At 65.7% G+C, this 17,944-nt stretch carries 16 protein-coding genes; 8 read left to right on the top strand and 8 right to left on the bottom strand.

Annotated features, from left to right (window positions below; all coding sequences use genetic code 11):
- Positions 1-22: 22 nt before the first annotated feature.
- Genes K1T73_RS12470 through K1T73_RS12460 form a run of 3 tightly spaced genes read right to left on the bottom strand, consistent with a single transcriptional unit; the run spans position 23 to position 3,991 of the window.
- Positions 23-2,197, bottom strand: coding sequence for an RNA degradosome polyphosphate kinase (locus K1T73_RS12470; protein ID WP_220601013.1), 2,175 nt, complete (start codon positions 2,195-2,197; stop codon positions 23-25).
- 49 nt (positions 2,198-2,246) lie between these two features.
- A complete protein-coding gene (locus K1T73_RS12465) occupies positions 2,247-2,921 on the bottom strand; it encodes a chromosomal replication initiator DnaA (RefSeq protein ID WP_220601012.1) in 675 nt (224 codons plus the stop codon).
- Positions 2,921-3,991 carry an AI-2E family transporter gene (locus K1T73_RS12460; protein WP_220601011.1) on the bottom strand — a complete coding sequence of 357 codons (1,071 nt, stop codon included), beginning with the start codon at positions 3,989-3,991 and terminating at the stop codon, positions 2,921-2,923. The genes K1T73_RS12465 and K1T73_RS12460 overlap by 1 nt, the downstream gene beginning before the upstream one ends.
- A gap of 157 nt (positions 3,992-4,148) precedes the next feature.
- Here K1T73_RS12460 and proS point away from each other — a divergent pair, with 157 nt between their 5' ends.
- The 7 genes from proS (at position 4,149) to K1T73_RS12425 (ending at position 12,293) form a co-directional block, all read left to right on the top strand.
- Positions 4,149-5,507, top strand: coding sequence for a proline--tRNA ligase (gene proS, locus K1T73_RS12455; protein WP_220601010.1), 1,359 nt, complete (start codon positions 4,149-4,151; stop codon positions 5,505-5,507).
- 100 nt (positions 5,508-5,607) lie between these two features.
- Positions 5,608-6,120, top strand: coding sequence for a DUF2937 family protein (locus K1T73_RS12450; protein WP_220601009.1), 513 nt, complete (start codon positions 5,608-5,610; stop codon positions 6,118-6,120).
- Positions 6,121-6,278: 158 nt separating this feature from the next.
- Positions 6,279-7,568, top strand: a complete 1,290-nt coding sequence (locus tag K1T73_RS12445) for a lipoprotein-releasing ABC transporter permease subunit (RefSeq protein ID WP_409077707.1) — start codon at positions 6,279-6,281, stop codon at positions 7,566-7,568.
- Complete coding sequence (locus K1T73_RS12440) at positions 7,561-8,244, top strand: ABC transporter ATP-binding protein (protein ID WP_220601008.1); 684 nt, start codon at positions 7,561-7,563, stop codon at positions 8,242-8,244. The genes K1T73_RS12445 and K1T73_RS12440 overlap by 8 nt, the downstream gene beginning before the upstream one ends.
- 25 nt (positions 8,245-8,269) lie before the next feature.
- The gene (locus K1T73_RS12435) at positions 8,270-9,247 is read left to right on the top strand and encodes an Ldh family oxidoreductase (protein WP_220601007.1); all 978 of its coding nucleotides are present in this window, start codon (positions 8,270-8,272) and stop codon (positions 9,245-9,247) included.
- A 232-nt stretch (positions 9,248-9,479) separates the two neighbouring features.
- Positions 9,480-9,884, top strand: coding sequence for a DUF4864 domain-containing protein (locus tag K1T73_RS12430; RefSeq protein WP_220601006.1), 405 nt, complete (start codon positions 9,480-9,482; stop codon positions 9,882-9,884).
- A gap of 117 nt (positions 9,885-10,001) precedes the next feature.
- Positions 10,002-12,293: a glycosyl hydrolase family 28-related protein gene (locus K1T73_RS12425; protein ID WP_220601005.1), complete on the top strand. Its 2,292-nt coding sequence runs from the start codon at positions 10,002-10,004 to the stop codon at positions 12,291-12,293.
- On the opposite strand, the gene K1T73_RS12420 is transcribed toward K1T73_RS12425, so the two are convergent.
- Positions 12,290-12,940 carry a hypothetical protein gene (locus K1T73_RS12420; RefSeq protein WP_220601004.1) on the bottom strand — a complete coding sequence of 217 codons (651 nt, stop codon included), beginning with the start codon at positions 12,938-12,940 and terminating at the stop codon, positions 12,290-12,292. The genes K1T73_RS12425 and K1T73_RS12420 overlap by 4 nt on opposite strands.
- A gap of 111 nt (positions 12,941-13,051) precedes the next feature.
- Here K1T73_RS12420 and K1T73_RS12415 point away from each other — a divergent pair, with 111 nt between their 5' ends.
- Positions 13,052-13,372 (top strand): antibiotic biosynthesis monooxygenase, encoded by a 321-nt coding sequence (locus tag K1T73_RS12415; RefSeq protein WP_220601003.1) that lies wholly within the window; start codon positions 13,052-13,054, stop codon positions 13,370-13,372.
- 9 nt (positions 13,373-13,381) lie between these two features.
- On the opposite strand, the gene K1T73_RS12410 is transcribed toward K1T73_RS12415, so the two are convergent.
- From K1T73_RS12410 to K1T73_RS12395, 4 genes are all read right to left on the bottom strand, one after another.
- Positions 13,382-14,686, bottom strand: coding sequence for an FAD-binding oxidoreductase (locus K1T73_RS12410; RefSeq protein WP_220601002.1), 1,305 nt, complete (start codon positions 14,684-14,686; stop codon positions 13,382-13,384).
- Positions 14,683-15,729, bottom strand: a complete 1,047-nt coding sequence (locus K1T73_RS12405) for a hypothetical protein (protein ID WP_220601001.1) — start codon at positions 15,727-15,729, stop codon at positions 14,683-14,685. The genes K1T73_RS12410 and K1T73_RS12405 overlap by 4 nt, the downstream gene beginning before the upstream one ends.
- A 109-nt stretch (positions 15,730-15,838) precedes the next feature.
- Positions 15,839-17,197 (bottom strand): glutamine synthetase family protein, encoded by a 1,359-nt coding sequence (locus K1T73_RS12400; RefSeq protein WP_220601000.1) that lies wholly within the window; start codon positions 17,195-17,197, stop codon positions 15,839-15,841.
- Positions 17,197-17,874 carry a type 1 glutamine amidotransferase gene (locus tag K1T73_RS12395; RefSeq protein ID WP_220600999.1) on the bottom strand — a complete coding sequence of 226 codons (678 nt, stop codon included), beginning with the start codon at positions 17,872-17,874 and terminating at the stop codon, positions 17,197-17,199. The genes K1T73_RS12400 and K1T73_RS12395 overlap by 1 nt, the downstream gene beginning before the upstream one ends.
- Positions 17,875-17,944 lie beyond the last annotated feature (70 nt).

Genomic DNA, 17,944 nt, shown 5'->3' with positions numbered 1-17,944 from the left:
TGCGCCAAGCGGTCTTGGCCGGTCAATCGTCGGTATGCGTGAGCTTGGGCACATCCGCCGCCCCCGCCGAACCCCGGCCCGAGAGGGAGGGATTCTCCATGAAGAAGCGATGGCAACTGAAAGAAAATACGCCTTCTTCAATAGGTTGTCTGGTAAAGCTGCCATCGGGCGCCATCACCCAGCTTTGTGCGGTATCCGCCATGTTGGCCGCCATCACCTGGCTCGTGATCTGCGCCTTGACGGTCGGGTTCTCGATCTCGACCAGCGTCTCCACGCGCCGGTTGAGGTTCCGCCCCATCCAGTCGGCGGAGCTGATGAAGACGCGGGCCTTCTTGTGCGGCAGGCCGTGCCCGTTCCCGAAACAGACGATGCGCGAGTGTTCCAGGAACCTCCCTACGATGGATTTGACGCGGATATTCTCCGATAGCCCCTCGATTCCCGGACGAAGCCCGCAGATGCCCCGCACCACCAGGCTGATCTTCACGCCCGCCTGGCTCGCCTCGTAAAGCGCGTCGATGACCCCCGGTTCGATCAGCGCATTCATCTTGGCCCAGATCGCCCCGGGCCGGCCGGCCTCTGCATGGGCCTTCTCCTCGGCGATCATCTCGAGCAGGCGCGGCTTGAGGGTCAGCGGTGAAATCGCCAGGTTCTCAAGATGATCCGGTTGAGCATAGCCCGACAAGTAATTGAAAACCTTGGTCGCATCTCGGCCGAGCGTCGCATCGCAGGTAAAGAGCGAAAGGTCGGTATAGATCCGTGCGGTAATCGGATGGTAATTTCCGGTGCCGTAATGTGTGTAGGTGACAAGCGCATTGCCCTCGCGGCGCACAACGGTGCTGATCTTGGCATGGGTCTTGAGGTTGAGGAATCCGTAGACGACATGCGCGCCCGCGCGCTCGAGCCTGCGTGACTGGCGGATGTTGGCGGCTTCGTCGAACCTTGCCTTGAGTTCGACAAGCGCGGTGACGGACTTGCCGTTTTCCGCCGCCTCGCACAATGCCGCCACGATGGGCGAGTCGTTCGAAGTGCGGTAGAGCGTCTGCTTGATCGCCACGACATCCGGATCGCGCGCGGCCTGCGCGATGAACCGGATGACCATGTCGAAGGTCTCGTAGGGATGGTGCAGAAGCATGTCCTTCTGCCGGATCGCCGCGAACATATCGCCGTCGTGATCCTGGACACGCTCCGGAACCCGCGGGGTGAAGGGCGGCCAGAGAAGATCTGGCCGCGATTCAAGCACCAGTTCCTTGAGGTCGGCCAGCCCGAGAAGCCCGTCAACCTCGACGACTTCGTCCGGGTTGACGTGAAGCTCACTCATCACGAGACGCCTAAGTTTTTCAGGGGCTTGAGCCGATATTTTCATGCGGACGACCTCGCCCCTGCGCCGCCGTTTCAACGCAACCTCGAACTCCCGGACGAGATCCTCGGCCTCTTCCTCGACTTCAAGATCGCTGTCCCGAAGCACCCTGAAGGCGCAGTGACCCTTGTAGGAATATCCGGGAAACAGACTTCCCAGATGCTCCAGCAACAGTTCCTCGAGCGGCAGGAACCGGACGGCACCGTCCCGCGGAGGAAGCGGCGCGAAGCGCGCGATCTGTTGGGGAATGGGCAAGAGCGCCTGAAGCGTCCGCTTGTCCGCCTGCCGTTCCAACTGAAGTGCGAGCGAGAAGCCGAGATTGGGGATGAAGGGAAACGGGTGCGCCGGGTCGATGGCGAGCGGCGACAGCACCGGAAAGACGGACTGCATGAACACCGTCTCGAGATGGGCACGATCCTCGTCGTCAAGCTGCGACCGATCAAGGATCAGGATGCCTTCCCGCTCCATCTCGATGCGCAGGGACTGGTAGGTTTCCTGCTGTTTTGTCAACAGGTTACGAGCGTCTTCGTTGATCAGGACCAGCTGTTCCGCAGGGCTTAGCCCATCGGCGGCAGGGGTGGTGTTTCCGGCCCGTGCGAGCTCCCGAAGGCCGGCGACGCGCACGTTGTAGAATTCGTCGAGATTGGTGGCCGAGATGGACAGGAAACGAAGCCGCTCGAGCAGCGGCACCTTCGGATTCTGCGCTTCCTCAAGCACCCGCCAGTTGAAGCCGAGCCAGCTCAGTTCGCGATTGAAGAAACGACCCGGACCCGTGAGGTCCAGATCGTCGATCCGCTGGGGGGGCGCGAAATCGGAACTCAGGAAATCGGCGTGGGTCATGCGGCGCCTATACGGGGTCGGTGCAACGGGAAGTTGACGGAGTCTCAGACTATTGCGCCCAATTGTCCAGAGCGTGCGCCGCGAGGCGGCGGTTGATGGGGCGACCCGTGTCGAGGGCCATCCGGTCGAGCCTTTGGACGAGCGCGGGCAGGGTCGCGAAGCTGCGGGGGATGCGTGGCACGAGGTAGGGAATCGTCTCGGGGGCGGGGCGTAACTGCTTGTCGGAAAAGAGTTTCATCAAGACGGCGGCCAGGAGATCGTCGTCGGGTTCGGTGATGCGAATCTCGGGTGTGCCCTCGAGACGGCTGGCGAGGTCGGGCAGGACGATCCCGCTCAGCGGGACGACCCCGCGCGTGGTGAGAAGCAGGGAGTGGCCCTCGGCGAGCACCAGGTTGTGAAGGTGGAAGAGCGCGCGTTCGCTGTCGGCGTCGCCGGCGATCATGCCGATATCCTCGACCGCGACGCAAGCCTGGGCGAGCGCGGGTATGTCGGCCTTGGCGAGGTCCGTGGACGCGACGATGCTGGCGCCCGAGAGACCGGCCCAGACATGCGCCAGGTGGCTCTTGCCGGACCCTTCCGGCCCGCGGAGCATCAGTTTGCGCGCGGGCCAGTCCTGCCAGCCTTCGATCATCGCCACGGCGGCCGCGTTCGAGCCCGAGACGAAGAACGCATCGCGCCCCATGGCGGGACGGGCCGGGAGATCGAAACTCAGCTGGTCGGCCATCAGGCACCGTCGCCGTGATCTGTCACGCCGCGGTAGAGCAGGCTGTGCTTGTACTGCTGCGCGGCGAACCGTGCGAGCACACCGAGAGCCGCCGCCACCGGCACGGCGACGAGCATACCCACGAACCCGAAGAGCGCCCCGAAAACCGAGAGCGCGAAGATCAGCCAGACCGGGTGCAACCCGACCGAATCGCCCACGAGCTTGGGCGTGAGCACGTTGCCTTCGATCACCTGCCCCAGGGCGAAGATGCCCGCGACCAGCCCGATCGACACCCAGTCGCCCCAGAACTGGAACAGTGCCAGCCCGATCGCGAGCACGCCGCCCACCAGCGCCCCGACATAGGGGATGAAGGTGATCAGCCCCGCAATCGCGCCCACCACGAGCCCGAATTGCAGCCCGACCGCCATCAGCGCGACGGCGTAATAGGTGCCGAGGATCACGCAGACCGTGCCCATCCCGCGTATGAACCCGGCGAGCGTGCGGTCGATCTCGGAAGCGAGATGCCGGATCGTCGGGGCGTGATCGCGCGGCAGCAGATCGTCGACCTGAGCGACCATACGGTCCCAATCGTAAAGAAGATAAAACGCAACGACCGGTACGATGACGAAGAGCAGAACGATGTTGATGAGCGACGAAACGGAGCCGATCGCGGTCTCGAGCAGTTGACCACCCTTGGACTGGATCGTCTCGCCCACGAGGATCAGCGATTTGCGCAGCGTGCTTTCGGTATCCCCGAGTTGCGGAAAGCTTCGCGTCAGGAATTCCTGTAGATCATGCGCGAGCTTGGGTGCGGTGTCGAAGAGCGCGACGGCCTGGTTTATCAGCGTGGGCACGACAAGGAGCGCCATCAGGATGAAGATCAGGATCGCGAAGAGCGTGATCGTCGCCACCGAAAGCGCGCGGGAAAGGCCCAGCCGCTCGAGCCGGTCGGCGACGGGATCGAGGAAATAGGCAATGGCCCCGCCGAGCAGGAACGGCAGTATGACATCGCCCAGAAACCACAGGACGATGAAGAAGACGAGGGCGGCCAAGCCCCAATATCTAAGCTGAGTTCCGACTGGCAGGCCCAAGTGATCGCTCCGTTCATCGCATCGCACCGAGATTGCGCATCGCGGCGGTCGTTTCAAGGCTTTTCGCCCGACGCCCGGTCGCTTGCCCCGCCGCGGGCTTTGGCATAGACCTGCGCGCGAACGCAGTTTCGCCAACCAAGCCGGAAGGTTCCGCCCCATGCGCCTCAGCCGCTATTTCCTGCCCGTCCTCAAGGAGACGCCCGCGGAGGCGCAGATCGTGAGCCATCGTCTCATGCTGCGCGCCGGCATGATCAAGCAGGCGGGGGCGGGCATCTACTCGTGGTTGCCGCTGGGTTTCAAGGTTCTGAAGAACATCGAGAATATCGTGCACGAGGAACAGCAGCGCGCGGGTCATATCCCGATGCTCATGCCGACGCTGCAATCGGCCGAGCTTTGGCGCGAGAGCGGGCGGTATGACGACTACGGCGACGAGATGTTGCGCATCACCGACCGCCAGGGCCGCGACCTGCTTTACGGTCCGACGAACGAGGAGCTGATCACCGACATCTTCCGCGCGCATGTCGGAAGCTACCGTGATCTGCCCCTGACGCTCTATCACATCCAGTGGAAATTCCGTGACGAGATGCGCCCGCGCTTCGGCGTCATGCGCGGGCGTGAGTTCTACATGAAGGACGGCTACAATTTCGACCTGACGAAGGATGACGCGCTGCACGCCTACAACCGCCACCTCGTGAGCTACCTGCGGACCTACGAGCGGATGGGCCTCCAGGCGATCCCCATGCGCGCGGACAGCGGCCCTATCGGGGGCGACGACACGCACGAGTTCCTGGTGTTGGCCGAGACGGGCGAGTCGGAGGTGTTCTATGACGCCGAGATCACCGATCTGACCTTTGGCAACCGTGAGATCGACTATGACGACCGGGCGGCGTGCCAGAGCGTTCTCGAGGAGTTCACCTCGCGCTATGCCCGCACCGACGAGACGCATGACGAGGCGGTCTTCAACCAGATCCCCGAGGAGCGCCGCCGCCGCGCACGCGGGATCGAGGTGGGGCAGATCTTCTATTTCGGCACCAAGTATTCCGAGCCGATGGGCGCGACGGTGCAGGGCCCCGATGGCAAGCCCGTGCCGGTCCACATGGGCAGTCACGGCATCGGGGTGAGCCGTCTTGTCGGTGCGATCATCGAGGCAAGCCATGACGACAGGGGCATCATCTGGCCCGAGGCGGTGGCGCCGTTCCACGTGGGGATCGTCAACCTCAAGCAAGGTGACGCCGAGGCCGATGGCGCCTGCGAGTCGCTCTACGCGGCGTTGGCCGCGCTCGGGCTCGAACCGCTATACGACGATCGCGACGAACGGGCGGGCGGCAAGTTCGCCACGATGGACCTGATCGGACTGCCTTGGCGGATCACGGTGGGGCCGCGGGGCCTCAAGAACGGGGTGGTGGAGCTGACCTGCCGCCGCACGGGCGAGAGCGAGGAGTTGTCGCCCGAGGCCGCGATCGAGAAAATGGCGGCGATCTATGCCGAGATCGACCTGCCGGGAAAGGGCGTCTGACGCCTGAGCCGTTTTCCGCCGCGGAGAACGACCCGGAATTTGGAGAAATTCCGGGTGCGCGGTATCCTTCGGTCAAAAGAGCAGACAGAGGTTAGGGCAGATGTTGGGCAGGGCATTGGGCCTTGCGGCCGGTTTGACGGGCGCGGCCGCGTTCTCGCAATTTCCCGAGTTCTCGCAGCAATATGTGCAACGGCTGGGCGGGGCCGTCGATGAGCTTGCACGGTTCGTGGACGGGTTCGACGAGGATGCCGCGGCGCTGGGCCTCGACCGGCAGGACGCGCTTGCCGATCTGCGGTCGGGGGGCGAGATGGCCACGGCGCGGGCGGACCGGATGGAGACCACCATCGCGCGGTATGAGCGGCTGCGCAGCGACCTCGCGGCGTTGCGCGATGCGGGACCGTTCACGAGAGCTTACCACGCCGCGCGGTTGACCGATGCCGAGATCGCCGAGGCGGCGTGGCGGGACTACCGGCCGGCGATGCCGCTTACCTTCGAGGGCGCGGTGTTCGGTGGCACGGGCTTCGTGCTCGGGCTCGGGGTGGTCGGCACGCTCTGGGCGCTCTTGCGCGCGTTGGTCGGGCGACGGCCGCGGCGGGCGGCGAAGGGCGTCTGACTGGACGGCGCGTGAGGGGTGTCATGCCCTGCCGCGTGCCGGCGGGGCCTCTCGCATCGGTGAGCAGGGACGCGGTGAGGGACGGATGAAGCCTGCGGCATTGACCTTCGGGCGCCGGCACACCAATGTCCGCCGAAAATCGCGGCTTGGATGATGACATGGCAGGCAATACCGCCCCTTTCGCCCCTTTCGAATGGATGATCGCCTGGCGCTACCTGCGGGCCAAGCGGGCCGAGGGCGGCGTGAGCACGATGACCTGGATCAGCCTCATCGGCATCACGCTGGCCGTCTTCGCGCTGATCGTGACGCTTGCCGTGCGCTCGGGGTTTCGCGCGGAGTTCGTGGATACGATCCTCGGTGCCAACGCGCATGTGACCGTCTACAGCGCGGGGGAGGTGGATGCGCAGACGGGGCGGATCGACCGGACCATCGCCGATTACGAGGAGATGGCCGCGCGCCTGCGCGAGGTCGAGGGCGTGACGCGCGTGGCGCCGCTGGTGCGGGGGCAGCTTCTGGCCAATGTGCGCGACCGGAACGCGGGCGTCGAGGTGTTCGGCATCACCGAGGAGAACCTCAAGACCATCCCGCGCGTGGCCGATCCCGAGACGGCGACCGGCGACATCGAGGATTTCAGCGAGGGCATCGCCATCGGCAGCGGCGTGGCGCGCGAACTGGGTGTGAGCTTGGGCGATACGGTCAAGATCATCCTGCCCGGCGGCGTCAAGACGGCGCTCGGCTCGTCGCCGCGGGTGTCGAGCTATCCCGTCACCTATATCTTCTCGGCCGGGCGGTACGACATCGACAAGGTGCGGGTCTACATGCCCTTCGAGGAGGCGCAGTCCTTCTTCAACCGCGAGGGGCGGGCCGACGAGCTCGAGGTGATGGTGGCCGATCCCGATCATGTGGATGCGCTGGGTGACGCGCTGATCGCGGCGGCGGGCGACCGTGCGCTGCTCTGGACGTGGCGGGACGCGAGCAAGGGGTTTCTCGACGCGCTCGACATCGAGGACCGGGTGATGTTCGTGATCCTGTCGATCCTCGTACTCATCGCGGCGATGAACATCACCAGCGGTCTCATCATGCTGGTCAAGAACAAGGGGCGCGACATCGGCATCCTGCGCACGATGGGCCTGACCGAAAGCTCGGTCCTGCGGGTGTTCTTCATCTGTGGCGCGTTCACGGGGATCATCGGCACGATCTGCGGTGTCATCCTGGGCTGTCTCTTTGCCATTTACATCGATCCGATTTTCGCACTGGTTAACGGCGCGACCGGGGGCGAGGCATGGGACCCGGCGATCAGGGGGATCTACTACCTGCCGGCGAAGCTCGAATTCTGGGACGTGATGTCGGCGGTGGCGCTGTCGCTGGGGCTGAGTTTCATCGTCACGATCTTTCCCGCCCGCCGCGCGGCGCGGATGAACCCCGTGGAGGCGCTGCGCTATGAGTGACGTCGTGCTGACCCTCGAGGGAGTTTCCAAGACCTACAACAAGGGCCGCGAGAACGAGGTCACGGTTCTGAGAGAGGCGGCGCTCACCCTCGAGCGGGGCGAGATCGTGGCGCTTGTCGCCCCCTCGGGGGCCGGAAAATCGACGCTTCTGCATATCGCGGGGCTTCTCGATACGCCCGATGCGGGCCGCGTCGAGATCGACGGCGTGGACATGACCGGACTCGGCGACCGGCGGCGCACGGTGGCCCGGCGGCGCGACGTGGGCTTCGTCTACCAGTTCCATCACCTGCTGCCCGAGTTCACCGCGCTCGAGAACGTGGTGCTGCCGCAGCTTGCCAACGGGATCGCGCGGCGCACTGCGGAGGCACGGGGGCGCGAGCTTCTGGGCCAGGTGGGCGTCGAAGAGCGCGCCGATCACCGTCCCTCGGCCATGTCCGGCGGCGAACAGCAGCGCGTCGCCTTCTGCCGCGCGCTGGCCAATGCGCCGAAACTGTTGTTGGCCGATGAGCCGACCGGCAACCTCGACCCCGCCACATCGGACCGGGTCTTCGACCGGCTGATGGGGCTGGTGCGCGAGACGGGGCTTTCGGCACTCATTGCCACGCATAACCTCGAGCTGGCGGCACGGATGGATCGCGTGGTGCGCCTCGAGGCCGGCGCGGTCGTGCCGGCCTGAACGAGACACGAAAGAAGGAGGCGTCATGCCCGAAGTATCCCTCTCCGAGATCGAACGCCTGTCGAAACGCGCGCTGGAGAATCACGGTGCCGCGCCGTGGGTGGCGGCGCATGTGGCCGACGCGATCGCGCGGGCCGAGGCGGTGGGCAACAAGATCTGCGGGCTCTACTACCTCGAGAGCTATTGCCTTCAGCTCAGCTCGGGGCGCGTGAAGGGCGATGCGGACCCCGAGGTGACGCGTCCGCGTCCCGGCACGGTCAAGGTCGATGCGCGCCATGGCTTCGCTCAGCCGGCATTCGCGCGCGGGTTGCCGCAGGCGCTGGACGCGGCGCGGGAGTGCGGGGTGGCGAGCCTTGCCGTGGGGCACGCGCATACCTGCACCTCGCTGGGATATTTCACGCGCCAGATCGCGGAAGCGGGGATGATCGGAATGGGCATGACGAACGCCTCGCCCATCGTGGCGCCGCCGGGCGGCAAGACGCGGGTGCTGGGCACGAACCCGTTCGCCTTTTCGGTGCCGGATGGCGAGGGGGGTGTTGCCATGCAGTTCGACCAGTCCACGACGACCGTCGCGCTGGGCAAGATCACCATGGCGAAGGCCGCGGGCGAGCGCATTCCCGAAGGCTGGGCCGTGGATGCCGAGGGACGGCCCACGACGGATCCCGAGGAGGCGCTCAAGGGGTCGCTTGTCAGCATGGGCGGCTACAAGGGCTGGGGCCTGGGCCTCATGGTCGAGATCCTTGCCGCGGGCATGACCGGGGGCGTGGTGAGCCGCGACGTGAACCCGCTCAAGGCGCCCGAGGGGCCGCCGCATGACCTAGGGCAGTTCTACCTGCTGATCGACCCCACGACCTCGGACGCGTTCGCCGGGCGGCTGGCGCAGGTGGCGGCGGGCGTCGCGCTGGACGAGGGCGCGCGGATGCCCGGACAGGGCAAGGCGGAGCGCGATCCGGTGGTGTTGGAAGAGCCGGTGTGGGCGCAGTTGCAGCAGCTTGCCGGATGAGGGGTTAAGCCCCCGTTCCCAAAGGTTAAATTGTGGTCGTTAACGGACCGAACACAACGTCGGTATCCACGTCGGTATCGTGTCGGTGCGTGGCTTGTGGAGGGTCCGCCGGGTTAACACAACGTGCGTGGCGGCGCGGTGACACCTGTGGCCCCGCGGCCTCGGTCCGGTGCCGAGAGAGAATTGACCGGCCGGGTGCGAGACCTAGATCCTCGGGCAGGAGGATTTGCCCATGCGTCCCAGCCTTGCCCTCACCGCGTTCGCCGCGAGCCTGATCACCCACGATGCGCAGGCGCAGGAGACCGACGCGCAGTCGGTCATAACCGCCCAGATCGAGGCGTTCCAGCGGGACGATTTCGAGCAGGCCTTCACCCATGCCAGCCCGACGATCCGGCGCATCTTCGGCACATCCGAGAATTTCGGCCAGATGGTGCGGCGCGGTTACCCGATGGTGTGGCGCCCCGACGAGGTGCGCTTTCTCGGGGCGGAGGCGAGGGGCGGCGCCACGATCCAGGACGTGATGATCCGCGATTCCGAAGGGCGGCTGCATATCCTCGAATACGAGATGATCGAGGGTGAGAGCGGCTGGAAGATCAACGGCGTGCGGATGAAGCCCGCCACAGATGGCACGGCCTGAGCGATCGAGGCACCGTGAGGCACCGTGACGGTGGTGCCGGAAACCGTTAATCCCCGAGCGATATCTCCCTTTCCGATCCGGGCGTCTGCCTGGCCAGCGGAAACGAAAGGGAACCTCATGAACAAAGCGATTACCGATGGCGTGGTCTTCATGCCGCCTGCCTTTGCGGGCGGTCTGGACGTCTGGTCGAGCGGCGACGGCACGCCGGGATCCGACACCTACCTGGGCGCGCCCAACGCGGGGCTTGTCGCCGCCGACCAGGATTTCGGTGGCGCGCTGGAAGTGCAGAAGACGCAGACCGTGCAGAAGCTGCGCTACATGGGCGAGACGCCGATCCTGCCCGGCTGCTACCTGCGGGTGAGCGCGCGGGTCAAGGTGATCTCGGGCAACCTGCCCACCGTGCGCATCGCGGGGTGGGCCGGTGGCGCGGGGGGCGCGCATATCCCGGGCGTGACGGAGCGCGGGCCGGAGGTGCAGCTTCAAACCTATGGCGAGGTCGTGGAGGTGAGCGCGATCGTGGGCACCGGGAATCGCAGCGGCGTCGACATGGCCTGGGGGCGCGACGCGCTTTACGGGCATTTCGGCCTCGATGTGACCGGGCCGAACGGCAGTGTGGTGCGCATCGACGATATCCGCATCGAGGATGTCACCTCGGTCTTCTTCGCGCAGAGCATGGATTGGGTCGATGTGCGCGATTACGGCGCGAAGGGCGATGGCGTCACGGACGATCACGCCGCCTTCGAGGCCGCCGATGCCGCCGCCAATGGCCGCGATGTCCTGATCCCGGCGGGGGTGTTCCGCCTCGGCGACAGCGTGACCTTCCAGAGCCGCGTGCGGTTCGAGGGGACCGTCACCATGGCCGACGACAAGATCCTGTCGCTGACCGAGAACTACAACCTACAGGCCTATATCGACGCCTTCGGTGACGAGGAGGTGGCGCTGCGCAAGGCGTTCCAGGCGCTTCTGAACAATTCGGGCCACGAATCGCTCGACCTGTGCGGGCGGCTCATCACGCTGACCGAGCCGGTGGACATGCAGGCGGCGGTCAACAACCGCAACACCTATTCGCAGCGGCGCTACATCAAGAACGGGCAACTCTACGCGCATGGCAACGGCAACTGGGACACGACCGTCGTGACCTCGCAGGCCACCTATTCGCCGTCGAACAGCCTCAAGCTGACCAACGTGGCCAACGTGGCCAACATTCCGCTGGGCAGTCTCGTCGAGGGCAACGGTGTCGGGCGCGAGGTCTACGTCGCCGCGGTGGACGTGGGTGCGCAGGAGATCACGCTCAGCCAGCAGCTTTACGATGCCGCGGGAACCCAGACCTTCACCTTCCGGCGGTTCAAGTATCTGCTCGATTTCAGCGGCTTCACGAAACTGTCGAAATTCTCGCTGGTGAATATCGAGTTCCAGTGCGGCGGCGATTGCAGCGGCGTGATGCTTCCCGGGACGGCCACCAGTTTCCAGTTCCGCGACTGCTTCATCTCGCGGCCGAAGGACCGGGGCATCTCGAGCTATTTCAAGGGCGACCAGGGGATGATCGTGGACCGGTGCCAGTTCCTGTCGGACGAAAGCCCCGAATTGGCCGTCAACCGAAGCTCGATCGCGCTCAACGCCAACGCGAACGACGTGAAGCTGCGCGACAACCGGATCACGCATTTCCGGCATTTCGCCATCCTCGCGGGATCGAGCAATATCGTGACGGGCAATCACTGGTTCCAGGGGGACACGTCGAACGATTCGGGGCGGACGGCGGGACTCGTCCTCACGCGGACCAACTCACGCTCGACCATCACCTCGAACTATGTCGACAACTGCTTCATCGAGTGGTCGAACGAGCATGACAGCGCGCCCGACTTCTCGTCGGAATTCTCGTTCAGCGCGCTCAACATCTCGGGGAACGTGTTCCTTGCGGGCAACGTGGCGCCGTGGTTCGGCTTTCTCGTGGTGAAGCCGCACGGGGCGGGGCATTACCTGAACGGGCTCAATGTCACGAACAACTCCTTCCGCATCATCGACGACCCGATCGACCGGGTGGATTACGTGGACACGAGCTTTGCCGATCTCGATTACAATCGCTTCAAGGGGATCAATTTCCAGGGCAACACGTTCAACAACATCTACAAGCCCGTGGCGAGCCCGCTCAGTATAGAGCACGAGGAGAATTCGGCGTCGGATGACTGGACCATCGACTTCGCCGACCGGCTGCCCTTCAACGGCTGGGCGCAGACCGTCGAGACCGTGCTGGCCGCCGGGCCGCTTCGTTCCGCGGGCGGGTCGGTGGTGTTCGCCACGCCCTATTACCATGCGAAACAGGGGACGAACCGTGATCGCATCCGCCTGCGCTGGCCCGAGCCGGTGCGCGGGACCGTCTCGATGCGGGTTCGGATGGACGATCTGGCCTAGAATTCCCGCCAGACCCCGAACTTGACGCCGAAACTCTCGGCGTTGGAAAGACCGGCCGTCACCCCGATCTCGAGGTGGCGGCCCTTCTTCATCCGGCGGACGTAGCTTGGGGCGATACGGAGCCAGGGGGGGCTTTCGAGGGTGCCGCCCGCCTGTAGCTGCAGAATGAGTTTCGAGCGATCCCAGGGCGAAAGACCGAGTGTCACGTCGGTGGCAAGCGTCACGGCGCCGTCGCCCGGCACGATCTCGGCCCGGCTTTCGACCGAGACCCAGCCGGGGGTTTCGCCGATGGCGAAGCCACGCCCGATGGCCAGGCCGGGGCGCAGCGCCAGGTCGGAGTTTATCGCGCCGAGGCCGAGCTCGTAGCTGAGCCGCCAGGTGTCGCCGCGCCGCTCGATCGGGCGGACGAGGAACGCGAATGCTTTGTATTGCCCAAGGTCGTCATAGCCCGCGTCGATCCCCAGCGTGAGGCGGGGCTTGGCGCCGTACTCGGCATAGATCGCGGAATACATCGCCGGATCGGTCAGCGTCTCGGGCTTCTTGAGATGGGTCGAGAAGGACAGGAAACCCGCGCCCTCGGGGCGCAGCCACGCGCCGGCTTGTGCGTGCCCGGCGAGGAAGATCAGCAAGAGAAATATGCGCCACATGTCACCTGTCCCGCCACAGCTTTCGGCCAAAAGGGTAAACGGAGGGTTAAGGCGCCCCTGTTGCGGGCGGGGCCGGGGATGCTAGGCTCGGGGTCGAAAGGGAGTAACGCCATGCCGCATATCGTCAAACAGCCCAGCCACCAGACCGTGATCACAACCTTCGAGATGACGCCCGGCACCTGCCAGGATCTTCTCGATGCCCTGACCGACGCCTACGAGAATTTCATCTCGAAGCAGCCGGGATTCATCGCCGCGGGCCTGCATGTGAACGACGCGCAGACGCGGATCGCGAACTATTCCCAGTGGGAACGGCGCGAGGATTTCCAGGCGATGCTGCGCAGCGAGGAGATGCGGCGGCGCAACCGGGAGATCCACAGCCTGTGCCGGAGTTTCGAGCCGGTCATGTATGACGTGGCGGCGACCTTCGACTGAACGGGCGCGTCAGATCCCCAGCCGGTCGCGCATCGCATACCAGCTCATCGCGAGCACCAGGAGCGGTGAACGGAAGGCCGAGCCACCGGGGAAGCGCGGCACCGGCAGGCGCGACATCGTGTCGAAGCCCGACGCCTGGCCGCGCACCGCCTCGGCCATGAGCCGGCCCGCATGGGTGGCAGTGCCGACGCCGTGGCCCGAATAGCCCGAGGCGCTCAGCATGTTGGGTGCGAGCCGCGTGAGGTAGGGCAGGCGCTTCATCGTGATGGCGAGCGTGCCGCCCCAGGCGTAATCGACGCGCACGTCGCGCAGGTGGGGGTAGATCTCGAGCATCGGTTTCATGACCGTCGCGCGGATGTCGCGGGGGAACCTGTAGCCGTAGCTCTCGCCACCGCCGAAAAGCAGGCGCTTGTCGTGGCTGAGCCGGAAGTAGTTCACCACGAATTTCGTGTCGGCCACGGCCACGTCGCGGGTGAGGACGCGCGCGGCTTCGTCGCCCAGCGGTTCGGTGGCGATGATGAAATTGTTGATCGGCATGACGCGCGCCGCGACCTGACGGTTGAGACCGCCCAGATACCCGTTGCAGGCGAGGATCACGTGATCGGCGGTGACGCTGCCCTGGGCCGTGCGGATCGTGGCAGGACTGCCTTCGGCGATGTCGTGAACCTCGGCGCGTTCGAAGATGCGCACGCCCGCATCGCGCGCGGCGCGTCCCAGACCGAGCGCGAAGCGCAGGGGATGAAGATGCGCCGCGCCCATGTCGAGGGTGCCACCGTGATAGGCGGGGGAGGGGCAGAGCGCGTGGAAAGCCTCGGCGTCGAGCAGCTCGATTTGGTCATAGCGGTACCGCTCCCGAAGATGGCGCGCGTCGGCGTGTTCCTCCTCCATCTCGGAGGCCGAAAAGCAGGCATGGGCGATGCCGGGTTTGAGATGGCAGTCGATCCGGTGACGGGTGACGAGCGATTTGACGAGATCCTTGGCCTCTTCGGCGAGATCCCAGAGCTTCGCCGCGTCGTCGCGGCCCATCATCTTCTCGAGGCTGCGCTGGTCCTGGCGCTGACCCGAGCCGAGTTGTCCGCCGTTGCGGCCCGAGGCGCCGAAGCCCACGCGCTGCGCTTCGAGGAGCACGACGTCGAGCCCGGCCTCGGCCAGGTGCAGCGCCGCAGACAGGCCGGTGAAACCCGCGCCCACGACGCAGACATCGGCGCGCGTCTCGCCCTTGAGAACGGGAAAGTCCTCGAGCGGCTCGGAGGTCGCGGCATACCAGCTTTCGGGATGCCGGCCGGGGCGGTCGTTGACGTGGAGAAGGTTCATCGGTCTTGCTCCGCTTGGATCAGGTAATAGGAGAGGTGAAGCCGTCGCGGTTCGGTGCCCTGAAAGGCGATGCCTTCAACTGACGTCGCCGGAAGCCTGACGCGGTAGCAGGAGGCGCAGGCACCGTGGCTCTCGGCCAACGCGGCAAGGTCGCGGGCGAGGGCAGGGGGTTCGTCGCCCATGTCGGGCAGGGCATCAAGCGCGCCCTTCCGGCCGAGTTGCGCGGCGAAGGCGGGGTCGGTGTGGAGTGTCACGCCGGGCTGGACGAACGCGTATCCCGCGAGGTGGAGCGGCTGGCCGTCGATCTCGATGGGCGTGCCGTCGGAGTCGGTCACGGGCCACCCGGATTCGGGCGGGTAATGGGAGGAGAACCTCATGTGGTTCAGGTGATAGTCATGCGACCCGGGCGGGAAGGCGCGCGTGAAGGCGTCGCGGAATCGTGCCTTGTAGGCGGCCTCGTCGATCAGGGGTGCAGCGTCCGCCGTCGGATCATGGCTGACGATGACCGCAGCAGGGGCGAGGTAGACGCGACGCGACAGCCAGGGGGCGTCGGCGTCGGGCCAATCCGGCGGTTCCGCGAGGATGATGTCGGCGCGGGCGCGCAACTCGTCCAGTCTGCGCCATGCCTCCTCGGGCGTGTCGAAGCTTGCCAGTTCGAGAGTGGCGGGGCGGGAGGCTTCGAGAAGACCCGCGAGGTCGCGCCGATGATTTCGACCGTGCTCGCCCTCCCCCCGGCAATGAAGCGTGAAACAGGTATAGCGTTCGAGCGTCTCACCGTCGCGCAGGACCGTCGCGAACGGGGCGTGAGGGGATCGCGACGAGGGGCTGAGGAAGAGGATGGAGAGAAGCGCGAGCCTTGTCGCCGCGGCTGGGTCGTCGGTGTAGAAGGCGCGGCCCTGCGCCCGCGCCAGAACGTCCGGGTCGGTCACGATCCGCTCGCCGTTGCCCGTGGCGAGATCGTGGAGAACCAGCGCGGTGTCGCCGGCCGACAATTCGATACCCGCCAGAAGGTCCACCCGCTCCTCGGTTCGCTCGTTGGCCACGTCGCCCTCGTTCGCGGAAGGGGGCGCGTCCGACGTGGGGTCAAGGCCCCCCCATGCCCACAAGAGGCCTGCGGCGAGGACAAGCGCCGCGACGGCGATGGTCGCGCGCCTAGACATTCAGCAGGAGATGCTCGCGCTCCCATGGCGAGATGACCTGGAGGAATTCGTCATACTCGGCGTATTTCACGATGGAATAGACGCGCGCGAATTCGGGGTGCAGGATCTCGTGCAGCTCGGTCGCCTCGTCGAAAAGGCTCAGCGCCTCGCCCTGTTCGCGGGGGATGTCCTCGTCGCCCTCGTAGGCGTCGCCCTTGAACTCGGCGTCGGGCTCGAGCTTGTTCTTGAGGCCCAGAAGGCCGCAGGCGAGGCTTGCCGCGATGCCGAGATAGGGGTTGCAATCCATCCCTGCGAGACGGTTTTCGACGCGGCGCGACTTGTGGCCCGAGATCGGGATGCGGATGCCGGTGGTGCGGTTGTCGCGCCCCCAGGCGAGGTTGATGGGCGCGGCGTGGTCCTTGACGTAGCGGCGATAGCTGTTGACGTAGGGCGCGATGACGGCAATGGCCGAGGGCATGTGTTTCTGCATGCCGCCGATGAAGTGGCGGAAGGCGTCCGTCTCTCCGCCGTCCTTGTCGGAAAAGATGTTCTCTCCGGTCTCGGCGTCGAGAACGGAATGGTGGATGTGCATGGCGCTTCCCGGCTCGTCCGCGATGGGCTTGGCCATGAAGGTGGCGAAGGCACCGTGACGCAGGGCGGCCTCGCGGATGAGCCGCTTGAAGTAGAAGACCTCGTCGGCGAGAGCCACGGGATCGCCGTGGTTGAGGTTGATCTCGAGCTGACCCGCGCCGCCTTCCTGCGTGATGCCGTCGATCTCGAAGCCCTGCGCCTCGGCGAAATCGTAGATGTCGTCGATCACGGGGCCGAACTCGTCCACGGCGGTCATGGAATAGGCCTGGCGCGCGGCGGCGGGACGGCCCGAGCGGCCCATCATCGGCTCGATCTCCTTCGCGGGATCGGTGTTGCGCGCGACGATGAAGAATTCCATCTCGGGGGCCACGACCGGCACGAGCCCCATTTCGCGATAGAGACCGACGACGCGGTGGAGCACGTTGCGCGGGCTGTAGGGGATCGGATCGCCCTTGTTGTCGAAGGCGTCATGGATGACCTGAAGGGTCCAGTCGCCGGTCCACGGCGCGGCCGTCGCCGTGGCCATGTCGGGGCGCAGAACCATGTCCTTCTCGATGAAGCCGTCCTCGCCCGCGGCCTCGCCCCAGTCGCCGGTGATGGTCTGGTAGAAGATCGAATCGGGCAGGTGGAAATAATCCTGCCGCGCGAATTTCGACGCGGGCACGGCCTTGCCGCGCGCGATGCCGGGCAGGTCCGAGATGATGCATTCGACCTCGTCGAGGCGGCGCCCCTCGAGATAGGCGCGGGCGGCCTCTGGGAGTTGGTCGGTCCAGTCGGACATCAGGAACCTCGTTTGAAGAAGGCCGCCATGCGATCGGCGAAGCGCGCGCTGTCGGAGGGTTTGTCGAGCCGCGATTTCGCGCGTTCCAGAAGCTCTTCGGGAACGACACCGGCGCCGCGCGTGCGGATGAGGATGTCGATCACCTCGCTGTTGAACTCGGGGTGGGGCTGGATCGTGAGAATGCGGTCATCGTAGAGCATGGCCGCGTGGGCACAGAAATCGTTGTGCCCGATCACCTCGGCGCCCTCGGGCACCTCGACCACCTGGTCCTGGTGCCAGGCGTTGAGATAGAACGTCTCGCCGTCGATCTCGTAGTCCCGGTGCCCCACCGACCAGCCGCCGCCGAACTTCTCGACCTTGCCGCCCATGGCCTGCGCGATGATCTGGTGTCCGAAACAGACGCCGATCATGGGGCGACCGTCGGCATGGACATCGCGGATGAACTGCTCGAGCGGGGGGATCCAGGGGTGATCCTCGTAGGCACCGTGCTTGGAGCCGGTGATGAGCCAGCCATCCGCCGCCTCGATGCTGTCGGGGAAGATGCCGTCGACCACCGAGTAGGTCTTGAATTCGAACCCGTGCCCGTCGAGCAGTTTCATGAACAGCTGGTCCATGTCGCCCTGGGCCGCGATCATCTCGGGCGTGCCGTGCCCTGTCTGGAGTATGCCGATTTTCACTGATGCACCATAATTTGATCAAATTCAGTCTAGCGATGCGGCCGCCCGCGCGCAAGCCTAGCGCGGCATG

Source organism: Roseovarius sp. SCSIO 43702 (genome assembly GCF_019599045.1).
Taxonomy (GTDB): Bacteria; Pseudomonadota; Alphaproteobacteria; order Rhodobacterales; family Rhodobacteraceae; genus Roseovarius.
Note: the sequence above shows the minus strand (reverse complement) of the source record. Positions and strands in the feature narration are given on the sequence as shown.